This is a genomic window from Burkholderia sp. Bp9142, from assembly GCF_003853415.1.
Lineage (GTDB): Bacteria > Pseudomonadota > Gammaproteobacteria > Burkholderiales > Burkholderiaceae > Burkholderia.
Genome location: NZ_QTPP01000020.1, coordinates 60,973 through 79,853, shown reverse-complemented (window position 1 = coordinate 79,853; position 18,881 = coordinate 60,973). Strand labels below are relative to the sequence as shown.

The 18,881-nt window shown below is 64.7% G+C and carries 17 protein-coding genes; 15 read left to right on the top strand and 2 right to left on the bottom strand.

Features of this window, described 5'->3' with window-relative positions:
• The first annotated feature begins 27 nt into the window (after positions 1 to 27).
• The 13 genes from DIE22_RS21875 (at position 28) to DIE22_RS21815 (ending at position 13,075) form a co-directional block, all read left to right on the top strand.
• On the top strand, positions 28 to 807 hold the full coding sequence (locus DIE22_RS21875) for a ParA family protein (protein ID WP_124499686.1): 780 nt from the start codon (positions 28 to 30) through the stop codon (positions 805 to 807).
• Between the two features lie 31 nt (positions 808 to 838).
• Complete coding sequence (locus DIE22_RS21870) at positions 839 to 1,732, top strand: ParB/RepB/Spo0J family partition protein (RefSeq protein WP_124499687.1); 894 nt, start codon at positions 839 to 841, stop codon at positions 1,730 to 1,732.
• A gap of 13 nt (positions 1,733 to 1,745) precedes the next feature.
• Positions 1,746 to 2,876, top strand: a complete 1,131-nt coding sequence (locus DIE22_RS21865; protein ID WP_124606089.1) for an SLC13 family permease — start codon at positions 1,746 to 1,748, stop codon at positions 2,874 to 2,876.
• A 573-nt stretch (positions 2,877 to 3,449) separates the two neighbouring features.
• On the top strand, positions 3,450 to 3,977 hold the full coding sequence (locus tag DIE22_RS21860) for an ATP synthase subunit I (protein ID WP_124499689.1): 528 nt from the start codon (positions 3,450 to 3,452) through the stop codon (positions 3,975 to 3,977).
• Positions 3,978 to 4,087: 110 nt separating this feature from the next.
• The gene (gene atpB, locus DIE22_RS21855; RefSeq protein ID WP_124499690.1) at positions 4,088 to 4,939 is read left to right on the top strand and encodes a F0F1 ATP synthase subunit A; all 852 of its coding nucleotides are present in this window, start codon (positions 4,088 to 4,090) and stop codon (positions 4,937 to 4,939) included.
• A gap of 75 nt (positions 4,940 to 5,014) precedes the next feature.
• Positions 5,015 to 5,287 (top strand): F0F1 ATP synthase subunit C, encoded by a 273-nt coding sequence (atpE, locus tag DIE22_RS21850; protein ID WP_021160442.1) that lies wholly within the window; start codon positions 5,015 to 5,017, stop codon positions 5,285 to 5,287.
• A gap of 129 nt (positions 5,288 to 5,416) precedes the next feature.
• Complete coding sequence (locus DIE22_RS21845; RefSeq protein WP_006751767.1) at positions 5,417 to 5,887, top strand: F0F1 ATP synthase subunit B; 471 nt, start codon at positions 5,417 to 5,419, stop codon at positions 5,885 to 5,887.
• A 2-nt stretch (positions 5,888 to 5,889) separates the two neighbouring features.
• Entirely contained in the window at positions 5,890 to 6,429 is a 540-nt protein-coding gene (locus tag DIE22_RS21840; protein WP_014895498.1) for a F0F1 ATP synthase subunit delta, read from the top strand.
• A gap of 44 nt (positions 6,430 to 6,473) precedes the next feature.
• The gene (atpA, locus tag DIE22_RS21835; RefSeq protein WP_006756467.1) at positions 6,474 to 8,015 is read left to right on the top strand and encodes a F0F1 ATP synthase subunit alpha; all 1,542 of its coding nucleotides are present in this window, start codon (positions 6,474 to 6,476) and stop codon (positions 8,013 to 8,015) included.
• A gap of 69 nt (positions 8,016 to 8,084) precedes the next feature.
• Entirely contained in the window at positions 8,085 to 8,960 is an 876-nt protein-coding gene (gene atpG, locus DIE22_RS21830) for a F0F1 ATP synthase subunit gamma (RefSeq protein WP_124499691.1), read from the top strand.
• 66 nt (positions 8,961 to 9,026) lie between these two features.
• Positions 9,027 to 10,421, top strand: a complete 1,395-nt coding sequence (atpD, locus tag DIE22_RS21825) for a F0F1 ATP synthase subunit beta (RefSeq protein WP_021160446.1) — start codon at positions 9,027 to 9,029, stop codon at positions 10,419 to 10,421.
• A gap of 242 nt (positions 10,422 to 10,663) precedes the next feature.
• The gene (locus DIE22_RS21820; protein ID WP_006477288.1) at positions 10,664 to 11,089 is read left to right on the top strand and encodes a F0F1 ATP synthase subunit epsilon; all 426 of its coding nucleotides are present in this window, start codon (positions 10,664 to 10,666) and stop codon (positions 11,087 to 11,089) included.
• 258 nt (positions 11,090 to 11,347) lie between these two features.
• Positions 11,348 to 13,075 (top strand): AMP-binding protein, encoded by a 1,728-nt coding sequence (locus tag DIE22_RS21815; protein ID WP_124606088.1) that lies wholly within the window; start codon positions 11,348 to 11,350, stop codon positions 13,073 to 13,075.
• 286 nt (positions 13,076 to 13,361) lie between these two features.
• Here the strand turns inward: DIE22_RS21815 and DIE22_RS38510 are convergent, their stop codons facing one another.
• Both DIE22_RS38510 and DIE22_RS21805 read right to left on the bottom strand, forming a co-directional pair.
• Positions 13,362 to 13,517, bottom strand: a complete 156-nt coding sequence (locus DIE22_RS38510) for a hypothetical protein (protein WP_221623900.1) — start codon at positions 13,515 to 13,517, stop codon at positions 13,362 to 13,364.
• A gap of 284 nt (positions 13,518 to 13,801) precedes the next feature.
• Positions 13,802 to 14,602 carry a transporter substrate-binding domain-containing protein gene (locus tag DIE22_RS21805; RefSeq protein WP_124606087.1) on the bottom strand — a complete coding sequence of 267 codons (801 nt, stop codon included), beginning with the start codon at positions 14,600 to 14,602 and terminating at the stop codon, positions 13,802 to 13,804.
• Between the two features lie 149 nt (positions 14,603 to 14,751).
• Between DIE22_RS21805 and hemE the strand changes: the two genes are divergently transcribed.
• Both hemE and DIE22_RS21790 read left to right on the top strand, forming a co-directional pair.
• Complete coding sequence (gene hemE, locus DIE22_RS21800; protein WP_311767461.1) at positions 14,752 to 15,846, top strand: uroporphyrinogen decarboxylase; 1,095 nt, start codon at positions 14,752 to 14,754, stop codon at positions 15,844 to 15,846.
• A 448-nt stretch (positions 15,847 to 16,294) separates the two neighbouring features.
• On the top strand, positions 16,295 to 18,556 hold the full coding sequence (locus DIE22_RS21790) for a primosomal protein N' (protein WP_124606086.1): 2,262 nt from the start codon (positions 16,295 to 16,297) through the stop codon (positions 18,554 to 18,556).
• The last annotated feature ends 325 nt before the right edge of the window (positions 18,557 to 18,881 follow it).

Below are 18,881 nucleotides of genomic sequence, written 5' to 3'. Positions count from 1 at the left end.
TTTGAAGGTAAAGGGAACACACCAACGATGGCAAAGATCTTCTGCGTTGCGAACCAGAAGGGGGGCGTCGGCAAGACGACGACATCGGTCAATCTCGCCGCAAGCCTTGCAGCGCAGGAGCAACGAGTCCTGCTGATCGATCTCGACCCGCAGGGCAACGCCACGATGGGCAGCGGGATCGACAAGGCCGCCTGCGAGTCGACCGTGTACGAAGTGCTGGTCGACGGCGTATCGGTGACGGACGCGCGGGTGCGTCCGGAAGGCGTCACATACGACGTACTGCCGGCCAACCGCGAGCTGTCCGGTGCCGAGATCGAGCTGATCAGCATCGACAATCGCGAGCGTCGGTTGAAAGCCGCGCTCGAACACGTGGCCGACGACTACGACTTCGTGCTGATCGATTGCCCGCCGACGCTGTCGCTGCTGACGCTGAACGGACTGTGCGCCGCGCACGGCGTCGTGATCCCGATGCAGTGCGAGTACTTCGCGCTGGAAGGGCTGTCGGATCTCGTCAACACGATCAAGCAGGTTCACGCGAACATGAACCGCGACCTGAAGATCATCGGCTTGCTGCGCGTGATGTTCGATCCGCGCATCACGCTGCAGCAGCAAGTCTCCGATCAACTGAAAGCGCACTTTGGCGACAAGGTGTTCGACGTGGTGATTCCGCGCAACGTGCGCCTGGCGGAAGCGCCGAGTTACGGGTTGCCGGGCGTCGTGTTCGACCGCAACTCGCGCGGTGCGCAGGCGTATCTCCAGTTCGGTGCCGAGATGATCGACCGCGTGCGCGCGTTCGAGGTGTCGTGATCCGGACATGAGCGAAGCGAGGAAGAAAGACATGAACGCGGTACCAAAGAAGAAGGGCTTGGGACGTGGCCTCGAAGCGCTGCTCGGCGGCAGTGCGGACATCACCGAAGCGGTGAAGATCGAAGGGGCGCCGAACACGCTCGCGCTCGGCAAGCTGCAGGCCGGCAAGTACCAGCCGCGGACGCGGATGGATGAAGGCAGCCTGCAGGAGCTGGCGGCCAGCATCCGCGCGCAAGGCGTGATGCAGCCGATCCTGGTACGGCCCATTTCATCTGACAAATACGAGATCATCGCCGGCGAGCGCCGTTTCCGCGCGGCACGCCTGGCCGGTCTCGACGAAGTGCCGGTGCTCGTGAAGGACGTGTCGGATCAGGCCGCCGCCGCGATGGCGCTGATCGAGAACATCCAGCGCGAGGATCTGAACCCGCTGGAAGAGGCGCACGGTATCCAGCGCCTGCTCGACGAATTCGGTTTCACGCACGAGCAGGCGGCCGAATCGGTCGGCCGTTCGCGCAGCGCCGTGTCGAACCTGCTGCGCCTGCTGAACCTCGCGTCGCCGGTGCAGACGATGCTGCTGGCCGGTGATCTCGACATGGGCCATGCGCGTGCGCTGCTCGCGGTCGACGCGGCGACGCAGATCACGCTCGCGCACCAGGTCGTCAACAAGCGCATGTCGGTGCGCGAGACCGAGAAGCTGGTTGCGCACACGACCAAGGAAGTGCCGGCCGTGAAGGCGCGCGCGAAGGATGACGGCGGCCGCGACACGCGCCGTCTTGAGGAAGAGTTATCCGACCTGCTCGCGTCGACGGTGAAAATCAAGCTCGGCCGCCGCGGGCGAGGGCAGGTGATGATCGACTTCGGCAACCTCGATGCGCTCGAGGGCATCCTCATGCGCCTGCGCGGCAACGTCGCAACTGAAGAATGACGAGGCGGGATCGATGGTGAACACGGGCGCGGTAGCGCCGCGCCGGTGGCTTGGCTGGCTGTTACAGGAGCCGGTGCTGTCGGTGCTGGCGTTTGCCCTGATTATTCTGCAATGGTTGCGTCCGCAACCACTCGACGCGCTGGTCGATCGCGTCGACTGGCAGACTGTTGCGACGCTCGCGGGTTTGCTGATGCTGACCAAGGCGCTCGAGTTGTCCGGGTGCCTGATGTGGCTCGCACATCGCATCGTGCATCACGTGCATTCGGAGCGCGGGCTCGCGATGCTGCTCGTCGTGTTTGCGGCGGTGCTCGCAATGTGGCTCACCAACGATGTCGCGCTGTTCGTCGTCGTGCCGCTGATGGTGTCGCTGCGCGCGCTGACGCCGTTGCCGTTCCGCCGGCTCGTGATCGTGGTTGCGCTTGCCGTCAATGCCGGGTCCGTCGCGACGCCGCTCGGCAATCCCCAGAACCTGTTCCTGTGGCAATTGAGCGGCGTGTCGTTCGGCCGCTTCGTCGTCGAGCTCGGGCCGCTTGCCCTCGCGCTGATGGCCTTGCTGCTCGTGCTGACGGCGTGCGCGTTTCGCGCACAGCCGCTCGACCTGTCCGGAGACGTCGAGGTCGTTCCCGTGCAGCGCACGCATGCGCTGCTTGCGGCGGTGCTGTTCGGTGCGTTCGTGCTGCTCGCCGACGCGCACCGTCCGGTGCCGGGCCTGATTGCCGTCGTGATCGCGTTGCTGGTGGCAAAACGCGATGCAGTCCTGAAGATCGACTGGCTGCTGCTGCTGATCTTCGTGCTGATGTTCGTCGTGCTGCGCAGCGCGGCCGCGCTGCCCGTCGTCCACGACGCGATCGCGCGGACCCATCTCGATTCGCCGCTGCGCGTGTTCGCGGCAGGCGCGGTGCTGTCACAGGGCATCAGCAACGTGCCGGCGGCGATCCTGCTGTCGGAATTCACGCACGACTGGCGTGCGCTCGCATTCGGCGTATCGGTCGGCGGCTTCGGTTTCGCGATCGGCTCGCTCGCGAACCTGATCGCGGTGCGTCTCGCGAAGGAGCCGCGCATGTGGCTGCCGTTTCACCTCGTGTCGATTCCGTTCGCGCTGGTGAGCGCGGCACTGGGTGCGTGGTTGCTCGTTCACGGCTGAGCGATTCGGACAAGTGCGGTGCGGGCGGGCTGCGAGCTTGGCGGGGAGGGCGCACGGCGTCGGCGGTCATGGCGAAACGCGGGCTGTTGATAAGTGCGTCGATTCACAGTCGATCTTCTGTGGCGGCACAACAACTGATTGCGACCATCGGCTCGCGCGCAGCCGAGCGTATTTCGCGCATCGCGTTCGAGGGGGTGGTCACAGTATTTGGCCTGTCCCGCATCGATGCGTCGAGTCATTTCCCGTGGCCGAGCCACAGCAGAATTCCTGCTGCAACCGCGTCGCGGCGGTGGCACCCGCACCAGGCATCGATGTCGCGTCGTTGCCTCGCCGCCGGACTTTTTCGCGCAAGAAATACGGCTGCAAAGAACCGACCTTACAACTGTTATCGGACGTCGTAGATTCGCGTGTTTTTCACATGATGAGGCGTCGTTTTACGCAGGTTTTTGTCGCGTCTAAAGCCTTGAATCACTTGCAACTATCGCTTACAATCGCCCGGATTTGTTAGCTAGGCACCCCTGAAAGCTTTCGGAAAGCTTGGGGCCGGGTTCAAGGATTTTGCGGAAGATTGCGATGGCGGGTCAGGCGCCGAACGACGGGCACGATGATCACAGAGCGCAACGCACCGCTTCAGCGGCCGGCGAGCGGCGCGAGTCCGATGGTGACGACTGGGATGCCGAGCAACAAGATAACAACATCGTTCCGCTCACGCGGACGGAAGCCGAGAGGCTGTTCGGGCCGAACGTGAGCAAGCCGTCGCGCGTAACCCCCTACAAGGTGGTGATCGCGCAGGTGGTCTTGTCCCTGGTTGCAACGCTGGCGTGGTGGCTGTTTTCAAAGTCGCCGGGCGCCGCTGCGCAATCCGCGTTTCTGGGCGGGGCGATCGGCTGGGTGCCAAGCGCGTTGTTCGTGGCACGACTGAAGGCAGGTGGCTCGGCCACCGTGATGAGCTGGGTGATGGGCGAAGCCCTGAAGCTCGGCGTGACGGTCGGGATGTTCGCCGCAGTGGCGTACGGCTATGCCGGCGTGCACTGGCCGGCACTCCTCGTCACCTACCTCGTCGTGCTGAAGACGTACTGGATCGCGCTGGCCTGGCGGTAAGCAACAAGCAGCGTGCGGTTTCGACAACGAACCGCACCGGCCCGTTCCCGCAATAGCGTATTGCGGAACGGGGCAAAACGATTTTCGACAATTTGGGTGGCATTAACGATATGGCAGCTAGCGAAGGCACGCGCGGTCCGGATCCGTCCGAGTACATTGCGCACCACTTGCAGAATTTCTCCACCTCGCATCAGACGTCGATTTTCGACATCCACGTCTGGAACCTCGACACGCTGTTCTGGTCGATCGTGTGCGGCATCGTGACGATCCTCCTGCTGCGTCTGGCCGCCCGCAAGGCGACCTCGGGCGTGCCGGGCCGCTTCCAGTGCGCGATCGAGATGCTCGTCGAAATGGTCGAAGACCAATCGAAGGCCATCGTCCACGGCAACCGCACCTTCATCGCTCCGCTCGCCCTCACGGTGTTCGTGTGGGTCGCGCTAATGAACGCCCTCGACTTTCTCCCCGTCGACCTGCCGGGCCGCGTGATCGGCCTGCTCGGTCTGTCGGACATGATTTCCCACCATCGCATCGTCCCGACGGCCGACCTGAACGGCACGCTCGGCATCGCGCTCGGCGTGTTCGTCCTGATGATCTACTACAGCATCAAGATCAAGGGCGCGGGCGGCTTTGTGCATGAGCTGCTGTCGGCCCCGTTTGGCGCCCACCCGCTGCTGTGGATCCCGAACCTCGCGCTGAACATCGTCGAATATCTCGCGAAGACCGTCTCCCTCGGCATGCGGCTGTTCGGCAACATGTATGCGGGTGAGCTGTTGTTCCTGTTGATCGCCCTGCTCGGCAGCATGTGGAGCTTCGGTGGCGACGCAACGTTCCTCGGCTTCGTTGGTCATGTGATCGCGGGTAGCGTCTGGGCAATCTTCCACATCCTGATTGTTCTGTTGCAGGCATTCATTTTCATGATGCTGACGCTGGTGTATCTCGGCCAGGCGCACGACAAGCACTAAGCGCGGCGTGCAAAAAAGAGTTTCCGTTTTAGTTTTTTAAATCTCAGTTCCAAGTCTTTTCACAAAGGAGTGATCATGCAAGCTTACATCGCCAACATCCAGGGTCTGACCGCCATCGGTATCGGCATCATCATCGGCCTGGGTGCAATCGGCGCCTGTATCGGTATCGCGCTGATGGGTGGCAAGTACATCGAAGCCTGCGCGCGTCAGCCGGAACTCATCAACCCGCTGCAAACGAAGATGTTCCTGCTGGCCGGCCTGATCGACGCTGCATTCCTGATCGGTGTTGGTGTCGCAATGCTGTTCGCGTTCGCGAACCCGCTCCTGTCGAAGCTCGTCGCAGGCTAAGGTTCCTCGGAAATATGCGTCCGGCGCAAGCCGGCGCAGGGCGGAACGGAGACTTGGGGCGCTGATCGAATGCAACTCGATGAGCGCCTTACCGTTTCATTTTTCCGGAATAGCAGATAAGGAAACACCGTGAATCTCAACGCAACTCTGTTTGCGCAAATGGTCGTGTTCCTGGTCCTCGCGTGGTTCACGATGAAGTTCGTGTGGCCGCCGTTGATCAACGCCCTCGACGAACGTTCGAAGAAGATCGCCGACGGCCTCGCAGCCGCGGAGAAGGGCAAGGCGGAACTCGACGCAGCGCACAAGCGCGTGGACCAGGAACTCGCGCAGGCCCGCAACGACGGCCAGCAGCGCATCGCCGACGCCGAAAAGCGTGCCCAGGCGGTCGCCGAGGAAATCAAGGCCAACGCCCAGGCTGAAGCCGCCCGCATCGTCGCCCAGGCGAAAGCGGAAGCAGAACAGCAAATCGTGAAGGCGCGCGAAGCGCTGCGTGGCGAAGTCGCCTCGCTGGCCGTGAAGGGCGCCGAGCAGATCCTGAAGCGCGAAGTCGATCAAACGGCCCACGCCCAACTGCTGAATCAACTGAAAGCCGAGCTCTGATCATGGCCGAACTTGCAACCATCGCCCGCCCTTACGCAGAAGCGCTGTTCCGCGTGGCCGAGGGAGGTGACATCGCCGCCTGGTCCACGCTCGTGCAAGAGCTGGCCCAGGTTGCGCGTCTGCCGGAAGTGCTGTCGGTCGCGTCGAGCCCGAAGGTGACGCGCACGCAAGTGGCCGAGCTGCTGCTTGCTGCGGTGAAGTCGCCGGTCGCGGCCGGCGCCGAAGCGAAGAACTTCGTGCAGATGCTGGTCGACAATCATCGCATCGCGCTGCTGCCGGAAATCGCCGAGCAGTTCGAGGCGCTCAAGAACGAGCGTGAAGGTGCAGCCGACGCCGAGATCGTGAGCGCATTCCCGCTGAACGGCGCGGATCTCGAAAGTCTCGTCTCTGGCCTCGAACGCAAGTTCAAGCGCAAGCTGAAGCCGACGGTCGAAGTCGATTCGTCGCTGATCGGCGGCGTGCGCGTGACGGTCGGCGACGAAGTGCTCGACACCTCGGTTCGCGCGCGCCTCGCATCGATGCAGGCTGCCTTGACCGCCTGAGCGCCACGCCGGCACGCAACAGAATTGACTATCAGGAGCGAATAATGCAACTCAATCCCTCTGAGATCAGCGAGCTGATCAAGAGCCGGATCCAGGGCCTTGAAGCGAGCGCAGACGTTCGCAACCAGGGCACCGTGATCTCCGTGACCGACGGTATCGTGCGCATCCACGGCCTGTCGGACGTGATGCAGGGCGAAATGCTCGAGTTTCCGGGCAACACGTTCGGCCTCGCGCTGAACCTCGAGCGCGACTCGGTCGGCGCGGTGATTCTCGGCGAATACGAACACATCTCGGAAGGCGACATCGTCAAGACGACGGGCCGCATTCTGGAAGTCCCGGTTGGTCCGGAACTCGTCGGCCGCGTGGTCGATGCGCTCGGCAACCCGATCGACGGCAAGGGCCCGGTCAACGCGAAGCTGACCGACGCGATCGAAAAGATCGCCCCGGGCGTGATCTGGCGCAAGTCGGTGTCGCAGCCGGTGCAGACGGGCATCAAGTCGATCGACGCGATGGTGCCGATCGGCCGTGGCCAGCGTGAGCTGATCATCGGCGACCGTCAGTGCGGCAAGACCGCGGTGGCGCTCGACGCGATCATCAACCAGAAGGGCAAGGACCTGATCTGTATCTACGTCGCGATCGGCCAGAAGGCTTCGTCGATCATGAACGTGGTGCGCAAGCTCGAAGAAACGGGCGCGATGGAATACACGATCGTCGTCGCCGCTTCGGCATCGGATTCCGCCGCAATGCAGTACCTGGCACCGTACGCCGGCTGCACGATGGGCGAATACTTCCGCGACCGCGGCCAGGACGCGCTGATCATCTATGACGACTTGACCAAGCAGGCTTGGGCATACCGTCAGATCTCGCTGCTGCTGCGCCGCCCGCCGGGCCGTGAAGCGTACCCGGGCGACGTGTTCTATCTGCACTCGCGTCTGCTCGAGCGTGCTGCTCGCGTGTCGGAAGAGTACGTCGAGAAGTTCACGAACGGCGAAGTGAAGGGCAAGAGCGGCTCGCTGACGGCACTGCCGGTCATCGAAACGCAGGCTGGCGACGTGACCGCGTTCGTTCCGACGAACGTGATCTCGATTACCGACGGCCAGATCTTCCTGGAAACCGACCTGTTCAACGCAGGCATCCGCCCGGCAATCAACGCCGGCGTGTCGGTGTCGCGCGTCGGTGGCGCCGCGCAGACGAAGGTCGTGAAGAAGCTGTCGGGCGGTATCCGTACCGACCTCGCGCAGTACCGTGAACTGGCAGCATTCGCGCAGTTCGCATCGGACCTCGACGAAGCGACCCGCAAGCAGCTCGAGCGCGGCCGCCGCGTGACGGAACTGCTGAAGCAGCCGCAGTACCAGCCGCTGCAGGTGTGGGAACTGGCCGTGTCGCTGTACGCCGCGAACAACGGCTACCTCGACGATCTCGACGTCAAGCAAGTGCTGTCGTTCGAGAAGGGCCTGCGCGACAACCTGAAGACCAGCCACGCTGACCTCATCAAGCGCATCGAAGACACCAAGGATCTCTCGAAGGACGACGAAGGCGCGCTGCGCGCGGCGATCGAATCCTTCAAGAAGTCCGGTGCCTATTGATCCGCGAGTGACACACTGAGGCCGCGCGGGTGCTGATGCGCCCGCGCCGCTTCGGTCAAGGAGCAAGCTATGGCTGGAATGAAGGAAATTCGCGGCAAGATCAAGAGCGTGCAGAACACGCGCAAGATCACGAAGGCGATGGAGATGGTGGCCGCATCGAAGATGCGTCGCGCGCAGGAACGCATGCGCGCCGCTCGTCCGTATGCGGACAAGGTCCGTGCCATCGCCGCGCACATGAGCCGCGCGAACCCGGAGTACCGCCACCCGTTCATGGTGGCGAACGAAGGCGCGCAGACGGCCGGCATCATCCTCGTCACGACGGACAAGGGTCTGTGCGGCGGTCTGAACACCAACGTGCTGCGTGCGACGGTGCAGAAGTTCAAGGAGCTGGAAGAGAAGGGCCAGAAGGTCGAAGCCACCGCGATCGGTAGCAAGGGCCTCGGGTTCCTGAACCGCTTCGGCGCGAAGGTGCTGTCGCAGGTCGTGCACCTCGGCGACACCCCGCATCTGGACAAGCTGATCGGCGCGGTGAAGACGCAGCTCGACCTGTACTCGGAAGGCAAGCTGGCGGCGGTCTATATCGCTTACACGCGCTTCGTCAACACGATGAAGCAGGAAGCCGTGATCGAGCAGCTGCTGCCGCTGTCGTCGGAACACTTCGAAGCCGATGACGGTACGCCGGCCACGTCGTGGGACTACATCTACGAGCCGGACGCGCAGGCAGTCGTCGACGAACTGCTCGTGCGTTACGTCGAGGCGCTGGTGTACCAGGCCGTCGCGGAGAACATGGCGTCCGAGCAATCGGCGCGGATGGTCGCGATGAAGGCCGCGTCCGACAACGCGAAGACGGTGATCAGCGAACTGCAGCTCGTATACAACAAGAGCCGCCAGGCCGCGATCACGAAAGAACTGTCGGAGATCGTCGGCGGCGCAGCCGCTGTTTAAGCGCGCGCCCGGGACGACAACTGCGCCTTTGCGCGAGTAAAGAATCAGGTATTTAAAGGAAAAGCGATGAGTACTGCTGCTTTGGTAGAAGGCAAGATCGTACAGTGCATCGGCGCCGTTATCGACGTGGAATTCCCGCGCGACAGCATGCCGAAGATCTACGACGCGCTCATTCTCGATGGCTCGGAACTGACGCTCGAAGTCCAGCAGCAGCTGGGCGACGGCGTGGTCCGTACCATTTGTCTGGGTGCATCCGACGGCCTGCGCCGCGGCCTGACCGTGAAGAACACGAGCAAGCCGATTTCGGTGCCGGTCGGCAAGCCGACCCTCGGTCGTATCATGGACGTGCTCGGCCGTCCGATCGACGAAGCCGGCCCGATCGAAAGCGAACATACGCGTTCGATCCACCAGAAGGCTCCGGCGTTCGACGAACTGTCGCCGTCGACCGAACTGCTCGAAACGGGTATCAAGGTCATCGACCTGATCTGCCCGTTCGCGAAGGGCGGCAAGGTGGGCCTGTTCGGCGGTGCTGGCGTGGGCAAGACCGTCAACATGATGGAGCTCATCAACAACATCGCGAAGGAACACGGCGGTTACTCCGTGTTCGCGGGCGTGGGCGAGCGTACCCGTGAAGGGAACGACTTCTACCACGAAATGAAGGACTCGAACGTTCTCGACAAGGTCGCGCTGGTGTACGGCCAGATGAACGAGCCGCCGGGCAACCGTCTGCGTGTCGCGCTGACCGGCCTGACGATGGCCGAGCACTTCCGTGACGAAGGCCTCGACGTGCTGTTCTTCGTCGACAACATCTACCGTTTCACGCTGGCCGGTACCGAAGTGTCGGCACTGCTCGGCCGTATGCCGTCGGCAGTGGGCTATCAGCCGACGCTGGCTGAAGAAATGGGCAAGCTGCAGGAACGCATCACGTCGACCAAGAAGGGCTCGATTACGTCGGTTCAGGCCGTGTACGTCCCTGCGGACGACTTGACCGACCCGTCGCCGGCGACCACCTTCGGCCACCTGGACGCAACCGTCGTGCTGTCGCGTGACATCGCTTCGCTGGGTATCTACCCGGCGGTCGACCCGCTCGACTCGACGTCGCGCCAGATCGACCCGAACGTGATCGGTGAAGAGCACTACTCGATCACCCGTCGCGTTCAGCAGACGCTGCAGCGCTACAAGGAACTGCGCGACATCATCGCGATTCTGGGCATGGACGAACTGTCGCCGGAAGACAAGCTGTCGGTCGCACGTGCACGTAAGATCCAGCGTTTCCTGTCGCAGCCGTTCCACGTCGCTGAAGTGTTCACGGGCTCGCCGGGCAAGTACGTGCCGCTGAAGGAAACGATCCGTGGCTTCAAGATGATCGTCGACGGCGAGTGCGACCACCTGCCGGAACAGGCGTTCTACATGGTCGGCACGATCGACGAAGCCTTCGAAAAGGCCAAGAAGATCTCGTAAGGGTTCGAGTGAGTCGTGCTGGCGTGGTCCGACCGGGATTAACAGTCCGACTGATAATTCCGGCATCCATGCCGCTGCAACACGCTCAACCCGCCGTGCATGGGATCGGCGCAGGTGCGCAAGTGCCCGCTCCGATCGACCGCCGCGAGGAAAGAGTAAGCGCTGAAGCGCCAACTCTTTCCAAGCGCGGCATGGGACGGGCGTAAGCGCTAAAGCGCTAACTCCCGTCGGCAGGAGTCGATATGGCAACCATCAAAGTAGACGTCGTCAGCGCGGAAGAGCAGATCTTCTCGGGCGAGGCGAAATTCGTCGCGCTGCCGGGCGAAACGGGTGAGCTGGGTATTCTGCCGGGTCACACGCCGCTGATCACGCGGATTCGTCCGGGTGCGGTGCGCATCGAAGTCGAGGGCGGCAACGACGAATTCGTGTTCGTCGCAGGCGGCATTCTCGAAGTGCAGCCGGGCGCCGTGACGGTGCTCGCCGATACCGCGATCCGCGGCAAGGACCTCGACGCGGCGAAAGCCGAGGAAGCGCGCAAGCGTGCCGAGGAAACGCTGCAGAACGCGAAGTCGGACCTCGACCTCGCAAAGGCGCAATCCGAGCTCGCGACCGCGATGGCGCAGCTCGAGGCGATCCAGCGTCTGGCGAAGATTCGCAGCCGGCACTGAGCCGCGCACGCGTATCCCGCGAAAGAAAGCAGCCTTCGGGCTGCTTTTTTTTCGTGTGTCGTTTTCGTCTGTTTTTTGCGGGCCGGATCATATCGTCCGGTCGTGCTATTTCATCCGGCCGCCGCGATTTACTGTCAGAGTGTCGTCAGCGGAGCGCGGCATCATCCGTGCAGAGGCTGCCCGCCGCGATCGCGGCGGAGCAGGCGCGCGCATCAGTCGCGTGCCGGGCCGATCAGACAAAAACGGACGGAGACATCGATGGCAGCAGACCTTGGCTTGGGGGTGCTGATCGCGCCCGAAAACGGACTGTCGTACGTGCGCGGCGCGACCGACGTGCCGCTATCCGAAGCGACGATCAGCCGGTTCCTGCTCGACACAGCCGATCGCTTTCCCGATCGTCCGGCCGTCGTGTTCCGCGAACAGCAGGTACGCTGGACCTGGCGCGAATTCACGCACGAGGTCGACGCGCTCGCGGCGGGCCTGGCCGCGCTCGGGATCGTGAAGGGCGATTGCGTCGGCATCTGGTCGCCGAACCGCAGCGAATGGCTGCTCACGCAGTTCGCGACCGCGCGCATCGGCGCGGTCCTCGTCAACATCAACCCGGCCTACCGGCTCGCGGAGCTCGAATACGCGCTGAACAAGGTCGGCTGCAAGGCCGTGATCGCGGCCGAGCGCTTCAAGACGTCGGCGTACGTCGAGATGCTGCAGGCGATCGCGCCGGAGCTCGCGAGCGCGACGCCGGGTGACCTGCATGCGGCGCGCGTGCCGAGCCTGCGCACGGTCGTATCGATGGGCGAGGTCGCGCCGGCCGGCATGTTCCGCTTCGCGGACGTGATGGCGCGCGGCCGCGACACGCTCGATGTCGCGCGGCTCGACGCGATCGGCGCGACGCTTGCGGCCACCGATCCGATCAATATCCAGTTCACGAGCGGCACGACCGGCAGCCCGAAGGGCGCGACGCTCACGCATCGCAACGTCGTCAATAATGCGCGCTCGATCGCGATGGCGATGCGCTTCACCGAACAGGACTCGCTTTGCATCCCGGTGCCGCTGTATCACTGCTTCGGGATGGTGCTGGCCGTGCTCGCCTGCGTGTCGAAGGGGGCGGCGATGGTGTTCCCCGGCGAGGCATTCGACCCGGTCGCGACGCTCGCGGCCGTCGCGGACGAACGCTGCACCGCGCTGCATGGCGTGCCGACGATGTTCATCGCCGAGCTCGATCATCCGGAGTTCGGGAAATTCGATCTGTCGACGCTGCGCACCGGGATCATGGCCGGCTCGCCGTGCCCGATCGAGACGATGAAGCGCGTCGTATCGCAGATGCATCTGTCCGAGATCACGATCGCGTACGGGATGACGGAGACGAGTCCCGTGTCGTTCCAGAGCTCGACCGACGATCCGCTCGAGAAGCGCACGACGACGGTCGGCCGCATCCAGCCGCATCTGGAAGTGAAGATCGTCGATCCGAACGGCGACGTCGTGCCGGTCGGCGCGACGGGCGAGCTGTGCACGAAGGGCTATTCGGTGATGCTCGGCTACTGGGACGACGACGCGAAGACGCGCGAGGTGCTGGTCGACGGCTGGATGCATACGGGCGACCTCGCGACGCTCGACGCAGATGGCTATTGCAACATCGTGGGCCGGCTGAAGGACATGGTGATCCGCGGTGGCGAGAACGTCTATCCGCGCGAGATCGAGGAATTCCTGTTCAGGCATCCGAAGATTCAGAGCGCGCAGGTGTTCGGCGTGCCCGATGCGAAGTACGGCGAGGAGCTGTGCGCGTGGATCGTGCTGCGCGCTAACGAGCAGATGACCGAGGACGACGTGCGGGCGTTCTGCCATGGCCAGATCGCCCACTACAAGATTCCGCGCTACATCCGCTTCGTCGACGAGCTGCCGATGACGGTGACGGGCAAGGTGCAGAAGTTCGTGATGCGCGAACGAATGATCGAGGAGCTGAAGCTCGACGTGCAGAAGACCGCTTGAAGCGGCCCGGCGGCGGAAAAACGTGACGGCCTTGCGGGCCGTTGCATTTTCGATGGACGAAAAAAAGCGGGCTTATTAGCCCGCTAAAAACCACACGCTACGGGGTTAGCGCGAGGAGACCAAAGATGAAACCGAGTCCGGCGGGGGGCCGGAAACGACTCCAACAGGGATGCCCCTCGGAAGGGCTTCGGTACGTGACCGACTGGCTCGCAGCGCTTCGCGTCCGCTCACACTTGGCACACGAGACCGCATCCGTGTTGAAACCGTTGAGGCCATTGTGGGCGAATTAATGACCCGTCGCGGTAACAAAGTGTTTCAGGTTGTAACGCCCGCCAGATAAGGCTTCCCGGGATTTTTTGCTGTTTTCGGGGTCCTGAAAAAGGTCATATTTACTTATCTTTTCCGCAGAGTTTTCATCGTATGCGCGCAATGCGTTTTTCATGCGCTGCGACATCGCTGAATTGCCGATTTACACGCGGGAATGTGCATCGCGCGGCAGATACCGCGTATGACGATTCATTCGTCGGAAAGATTTTGAAACGTGATCGTGGGGCGCGATAGTCGGCCATTCGGCCAGTTTTCACCGTTTCGCCCCCGCCGCGTGCCGCGCCGATGTGTAACGGCGCGGCGGCCGGCCGCCGGACAGCGCCGCCGGCATCGCGTCCGGCGGCCGCGATAACGGGGGCCGTGCCCGTCATCGGCCCCCGTTATCGCGCGCGATCGCGCTCACTTCAGCCATTTGTCGGCGATCGCCTGGTATTCGCCGGTCGACAGCGCGAGGTGCAGCCACTGGTCGACGTATTGCTGGAACGCGACGTCGCCGCGCGGCACCATGTACGCCTTTTCGCCGAACTGGAACGGCTTGTCCGGATGCACCGAGCACAGGCCCGGATTCAGTTTTTGCTGCAACAGCGTCTCGGACGCATCCGTCACCATCACGTCCGCCTTGCCCGCGAGGATCTGCTTGAAGATCGTCACGTTGTCGGGATAGACGGTCAGGTTCGCGTGCGTGAAGAACTGCTTCGCAAAGCGCTCGTTGGTGCCGCCCGGGTTCACGATCACGCGGGTCTCGGGCCGGTCGATCTGCGCGACGGTCTGGTACTTGTCGGCGTCCGCGCAGCGCACGATCGGCGTCTTGCCGTCGACCACGTACGGCTGCGTGAAGAACACGCGCTTCTGGCGCTCGAGCGTCGTCGATACGCCGCCCGCCGCGATATCGCACTTCGCAACGAAGTCGTTGGTGAGGTTTGGCCAGCTCGTTTTCACGAAGTCGGCCTTCACGCCGAGCGATTTCGCGAGCGATTCGGCCATGTCGATGTCGATGCCCTCGAAGCGGCCGTCCGTCCGGTGGTACGAATACGGCTTGTAGTCGCCCGTCGTGCACACGCGCAGCGTGCCGCGGGCGAGCACGTCGTCGAGCCGCGAACCGGCGGCGGCGGTCGAGGTCGCAGCGGTCTGCGCGTGCGCGGCGGCGCAGCAAAGCGTGGTGGCGGCGGCGAGCGCGGCCAGCGTGGCGAATGTCTTCATCGGTCTCCTCCTTCGTTCGGTTTGATATCAGCGTCCGATCATAACGGAGCCATCGCGCGCGTCATATGGCCGCCATCGCATCGGGATACGCAGCCGTGCGGCCCCGCTCCGGTAAAATGCCGCTTTGCCTTCGCATCGTCGCTCCTACCGTGGCCCATAATCTGCTCAACGACACCTTCCTGCGTGCGCTTCTGCGCGAGCCGACCGACTACACGCCGATCTGGCTGATGCGCCAGGCCGGCCGCTACCTGCCCGAATACAACGCGACGCGCGCGCGCGCCGGCAGCTTCCTCGGCCTCGCGAAGCATCCCGACTACGCGACCGAGGTGACGCTGCAACCGCTCGAGCGCTTCCCGCTCGACGCCGCGATCCTGTTCTCGGACATCCTGACGATTCCCGACGCAATGGGCCTCGGCCTCGACTTCCAGGTCGGCGAAGGGCCGAAGTTCGCGCATCCGGTGCGCACCGAGGCCGACGTCGCGAAGCTCGCGGTGCCGGACATCGACGCGACGCTCGGCTACGTGACGGGCGCCGTGCGCGAGATCCGCCGTGCGCTGACCGACGGGCAGGGCCGCCAGCGCGTGCCGCTGATCGGCTTCTCGGGCAGCCCGTGGACACTCGCGTGCTACATGGTCGAAGGCGGCGGATCGGACGATTTCCGCACGGTGAAGTCGATGGCGTATTCGCGCCCCGACCTGATGCACCGGATCCTCGACGTGAACGCGCAGGCCGTGGCCGCGTACCTGAACGCGCAGATCGAAGCCGGCGCGCAGGCCGTGATGATCTTCGACACATGGGGCGGCGCGCTGGCGGACGGCGCGTACCAGCGCTTCTCGCTGGACTACATCCGCCGCGTGGTCGCGCAGCTCAAGCGCGAGCACGACGGCGAGCGCGTGCCGGTGATCACGTTCACGAAGGGCGGCGGGCTGTGGCTCGAGGAAATCGCCGCGACCGGCGTCGACGCGGTCGGGCTCGACTGGACCGTCAACCTCGGTGTTGCGCGCGAGCGCGTCGCGGGGCGCGTCGCGCTGCAGGGCAACCTCGACCCGACGATCCTGTTTGCGCCGCCGGCCGCGGTGCGCGAGCAGGCACGCGCGGTACTCGACAGCTACGGCAATCATCCGGGCCACGTATTCAATCTCGGCCACGGCATTTCGCAGTTCACGTCGCCTGACCACGTCGCCGAACTCGTCGACGAAGTGCACAGCCACAGCCGCAAGATCCGTAGCGGAGCGGCGGGCTGAGCGCCAGCGCTGTCATGCTGCACTGCGGGGTGACAGTGTTTCGCTGTCGGTGCTAAACAGGGCGCAACCCCGCACCGGTTGCCGATTCATGGCTTGTCAAGACTTGACTTATGCACATTTTCCACGTTGCAGCGCGGTAGAGCCCTGTATCGGTCGAATTGTCTCGCTATGGTTCGGGAATTTGAATAGCAGCCTTATGGAATAAGGCTCCGCGGGGCGCGGTGGGCGGCCGGCAAAATCAGCGGAAAGCACGGCCCCGCGCGCTTTGCGGCGGTTGAACGCCGAGTTCTCAACAAAGTTATCCACAGGCTGGTCAGGGTATACGGCGATTCCTAATGCGAATCCAAAACTTAGCGCCGAATCTGAAGTTTTACTTTAAGTTCGCCACCTTGACGCGGACGCGGGTGCCAGCCGTTCGCGCGGCCCGCGCCGCCGCCGGAGCGCGGTGATGGGCGATACCTACCTGCGCGTCGCGCTCGACCATCCGCTCGCCACCCTGTTCGACTACCGCTGCGACGTCCAGCCGGCGCCGGCGCCCGGCACGCTCGTCCAGGTGCCGTTCGGCAAGCGGCAGGTCGTCGGGCTCGTCTGCGAAGTAACGACTCACACCGACGTGCCGCCGTCCCGGTTGCGGGCGATCGACGCAATCTGTACCGAACTGCCGCCGCTGGCGCCGGACTGGCTGGCACTCGTGTCGTTCGCGGCCGACTACTACCAGCGCGGTCGCGGCGAAGTCGCGCTGCCGGCGCTGCCGCAGGCGCTGCGCGACGCGCCGCGCTGGGGGCGTCTGCTGGCGCCGGAGGTGCGCTACCGGCTGAGCGAAGCCGGCCGCGCCGCGCTTCCCGACGCACTGCCCGCGCGCGGGGCCGCGCTGCGGCGGCTCGCGCAGGCGCTCGCCGGCACCGATTCGCTGGCGTTGTCCGATGCGCGCGCGCTGCACCCGAAGGCGGCCGCCACGCTCGACGATTGGGCGGCGCGCGGCTGGGCCGCCGTCGAGGAAATCGGCTGGGCCGATGCGCCTGTGCCCAAAGCTGTGGATAACCTGTCGACAACCGGTGGACGAGCTGTGCCGCCGGCGCTCACTGACCAGCAGGCCGAGGCATTCGACGCGATCCGCGCCGCGCAGGGTTTCGCGCCGTTCCTGCTGCACGGCGTGACGGGCAGCGGCAAGACCGAGGTCTATCTGCATGCGCTCGCCGCGCTGCTCGATGCGCGGCCCGACGCGCAGGCGCTCGTGCTCGTGCCCGAAATCAACCTGACGCCGCAGTTCGAGGCCGCGTTTCGCGCGCGCTTCGCGGGCACGCTTGCCGACGACGCGATCGTCACGCTGCACAGCGGGCTCGCCGAGGGCGAGCGTGCACGCAACTGGCTCGCCGCGCATACGGGCCGCGCGCGGATCGTGCTCGGCACGCGGCTCGCGGTGCTCGCGTCGCTGCCGGCGCTCGCGCTGATCGTCGTCGACGAGGAACACGAGCCCGCGTACAAGCAGCAGGAAGGGCTGCGCTATTCGGCACGCGATCTCGCGGTGTGGCGCGCGAAGCATCTCGGCATTCCGGTCGTGCTCGGTTCGGCGACGCCGTCGCTCGAGAGCTGGTGGCAGGCCGAGCAGGGGCGCTACACGCGGCTCACGCTGTCGCGCCGCGCGGTGGCCGACGCGACGCTGCCGACCGTGCGGCTGATCGATCTCGAGGAGGAGCGGCGGCGCGGGCGCGCGTCGCTGGGCGGGCTGTCGGGGCCGCTCGTCGCGGCGCTGAAGGCGCGGCTCGAGCGCGGCGAACAGAGCCTCGTATTCCTGAACCGGCGCGGCTACGCACCACAGCTCGCCTGCGACGCGTGCGGCTGGGTCGCCGGATGCCCGCGCTGCAGCGCCTATGTCGTGCTGCACAAGCCCGAGCATGTGCTGCGCTGCCATCACTGCGGCTGGGAGGCGCGCATTCCGCGGTCGTGCCCGGAATGCGGGAACGTCGACATCGCGCCGCTCGGGCGCGGCACGCAGCGCATCGAGGAGGCGCTCGCCGAGGCCGTGCCCGGCGCACGGATACTGCGGATCGACGCGGACAGCACGCGGCGCAAGGGCAGCGCGCAGGCGCTGTTCTCGGACGTGCACGCCGGCGAGGTCGACGTCCTGGTCGGCACGCAGATGATCGCGAAGGGGCACGACTTCCAGCGCGTGTCGCTCGTCGGCGTGCTCAATGCCGACACCGCGCTGTTCTCGCACGATTTCCGCGCGAGCGAGCGGCTGTTCGCGCAGCTGATGCAGGTGAGCGGCCGTGCGGGGCGCGCCGGGCTGCCGGGGGAGGTGCTCGTGCAGACGCGTTATCCGCGTCACGCGCTGTATCACGCGCTCGGCCGGCAGGATTACGTCGGCTTCGCGAATTCGACGCTCGGCGAGCGCCGCGACGCGCACCTGCCGCCGTTCGTCTACCAGGCGCTGCTGCGCGCCGAAGGACGCACGCTCGATGCGGCGCTCGCGTTCCTGCTGCAGGCCGCGGCCGCATTGCCGGGGCTGCCGGGCGCCGATCGCGTGACCGTCTACGACGCGGTGCCGATGACGATCGTGAAGGTCGCGAACGTCCACCGCGCGCAGCTGTTGCTCGAAAGCGCGTCGCGGGCGGCACTGCAGCATGCGCTGCGCGCATGGCAGCCGGAGCTGCGCGCGCTGAAGGGCGTGCTCCGGTGGAGCGTCGAGGTCGATCCGCTGGATATCTGAGCGGCGCGGGCCCGGTCGTCGTGCCGTGCGCCGCTGCCTGGCTTCGAGCCCGCCGGGCCGCGCGCGATCCTCGCTGGCGGGGCCCGTTCCGCACCTGTCTGCGGCACCCGCCAGCCTGCCCAGTGCAACCCGCTTTTTCCCCTCCGTCCTGCACGCCGAGGGTTGCACACGCGCGCCGAATCGGTCCGATCAGGGAAAACACCGATCTGCGGACCACGGGCAACCCCTAGGTTGCAACCATCTAAGTGGCTGATTATATTGACTAACTTTAGGGTGCAACCAATCTCGTAATTCGGTTGCACCTTTTTATTGCGTGCCGTAGGAT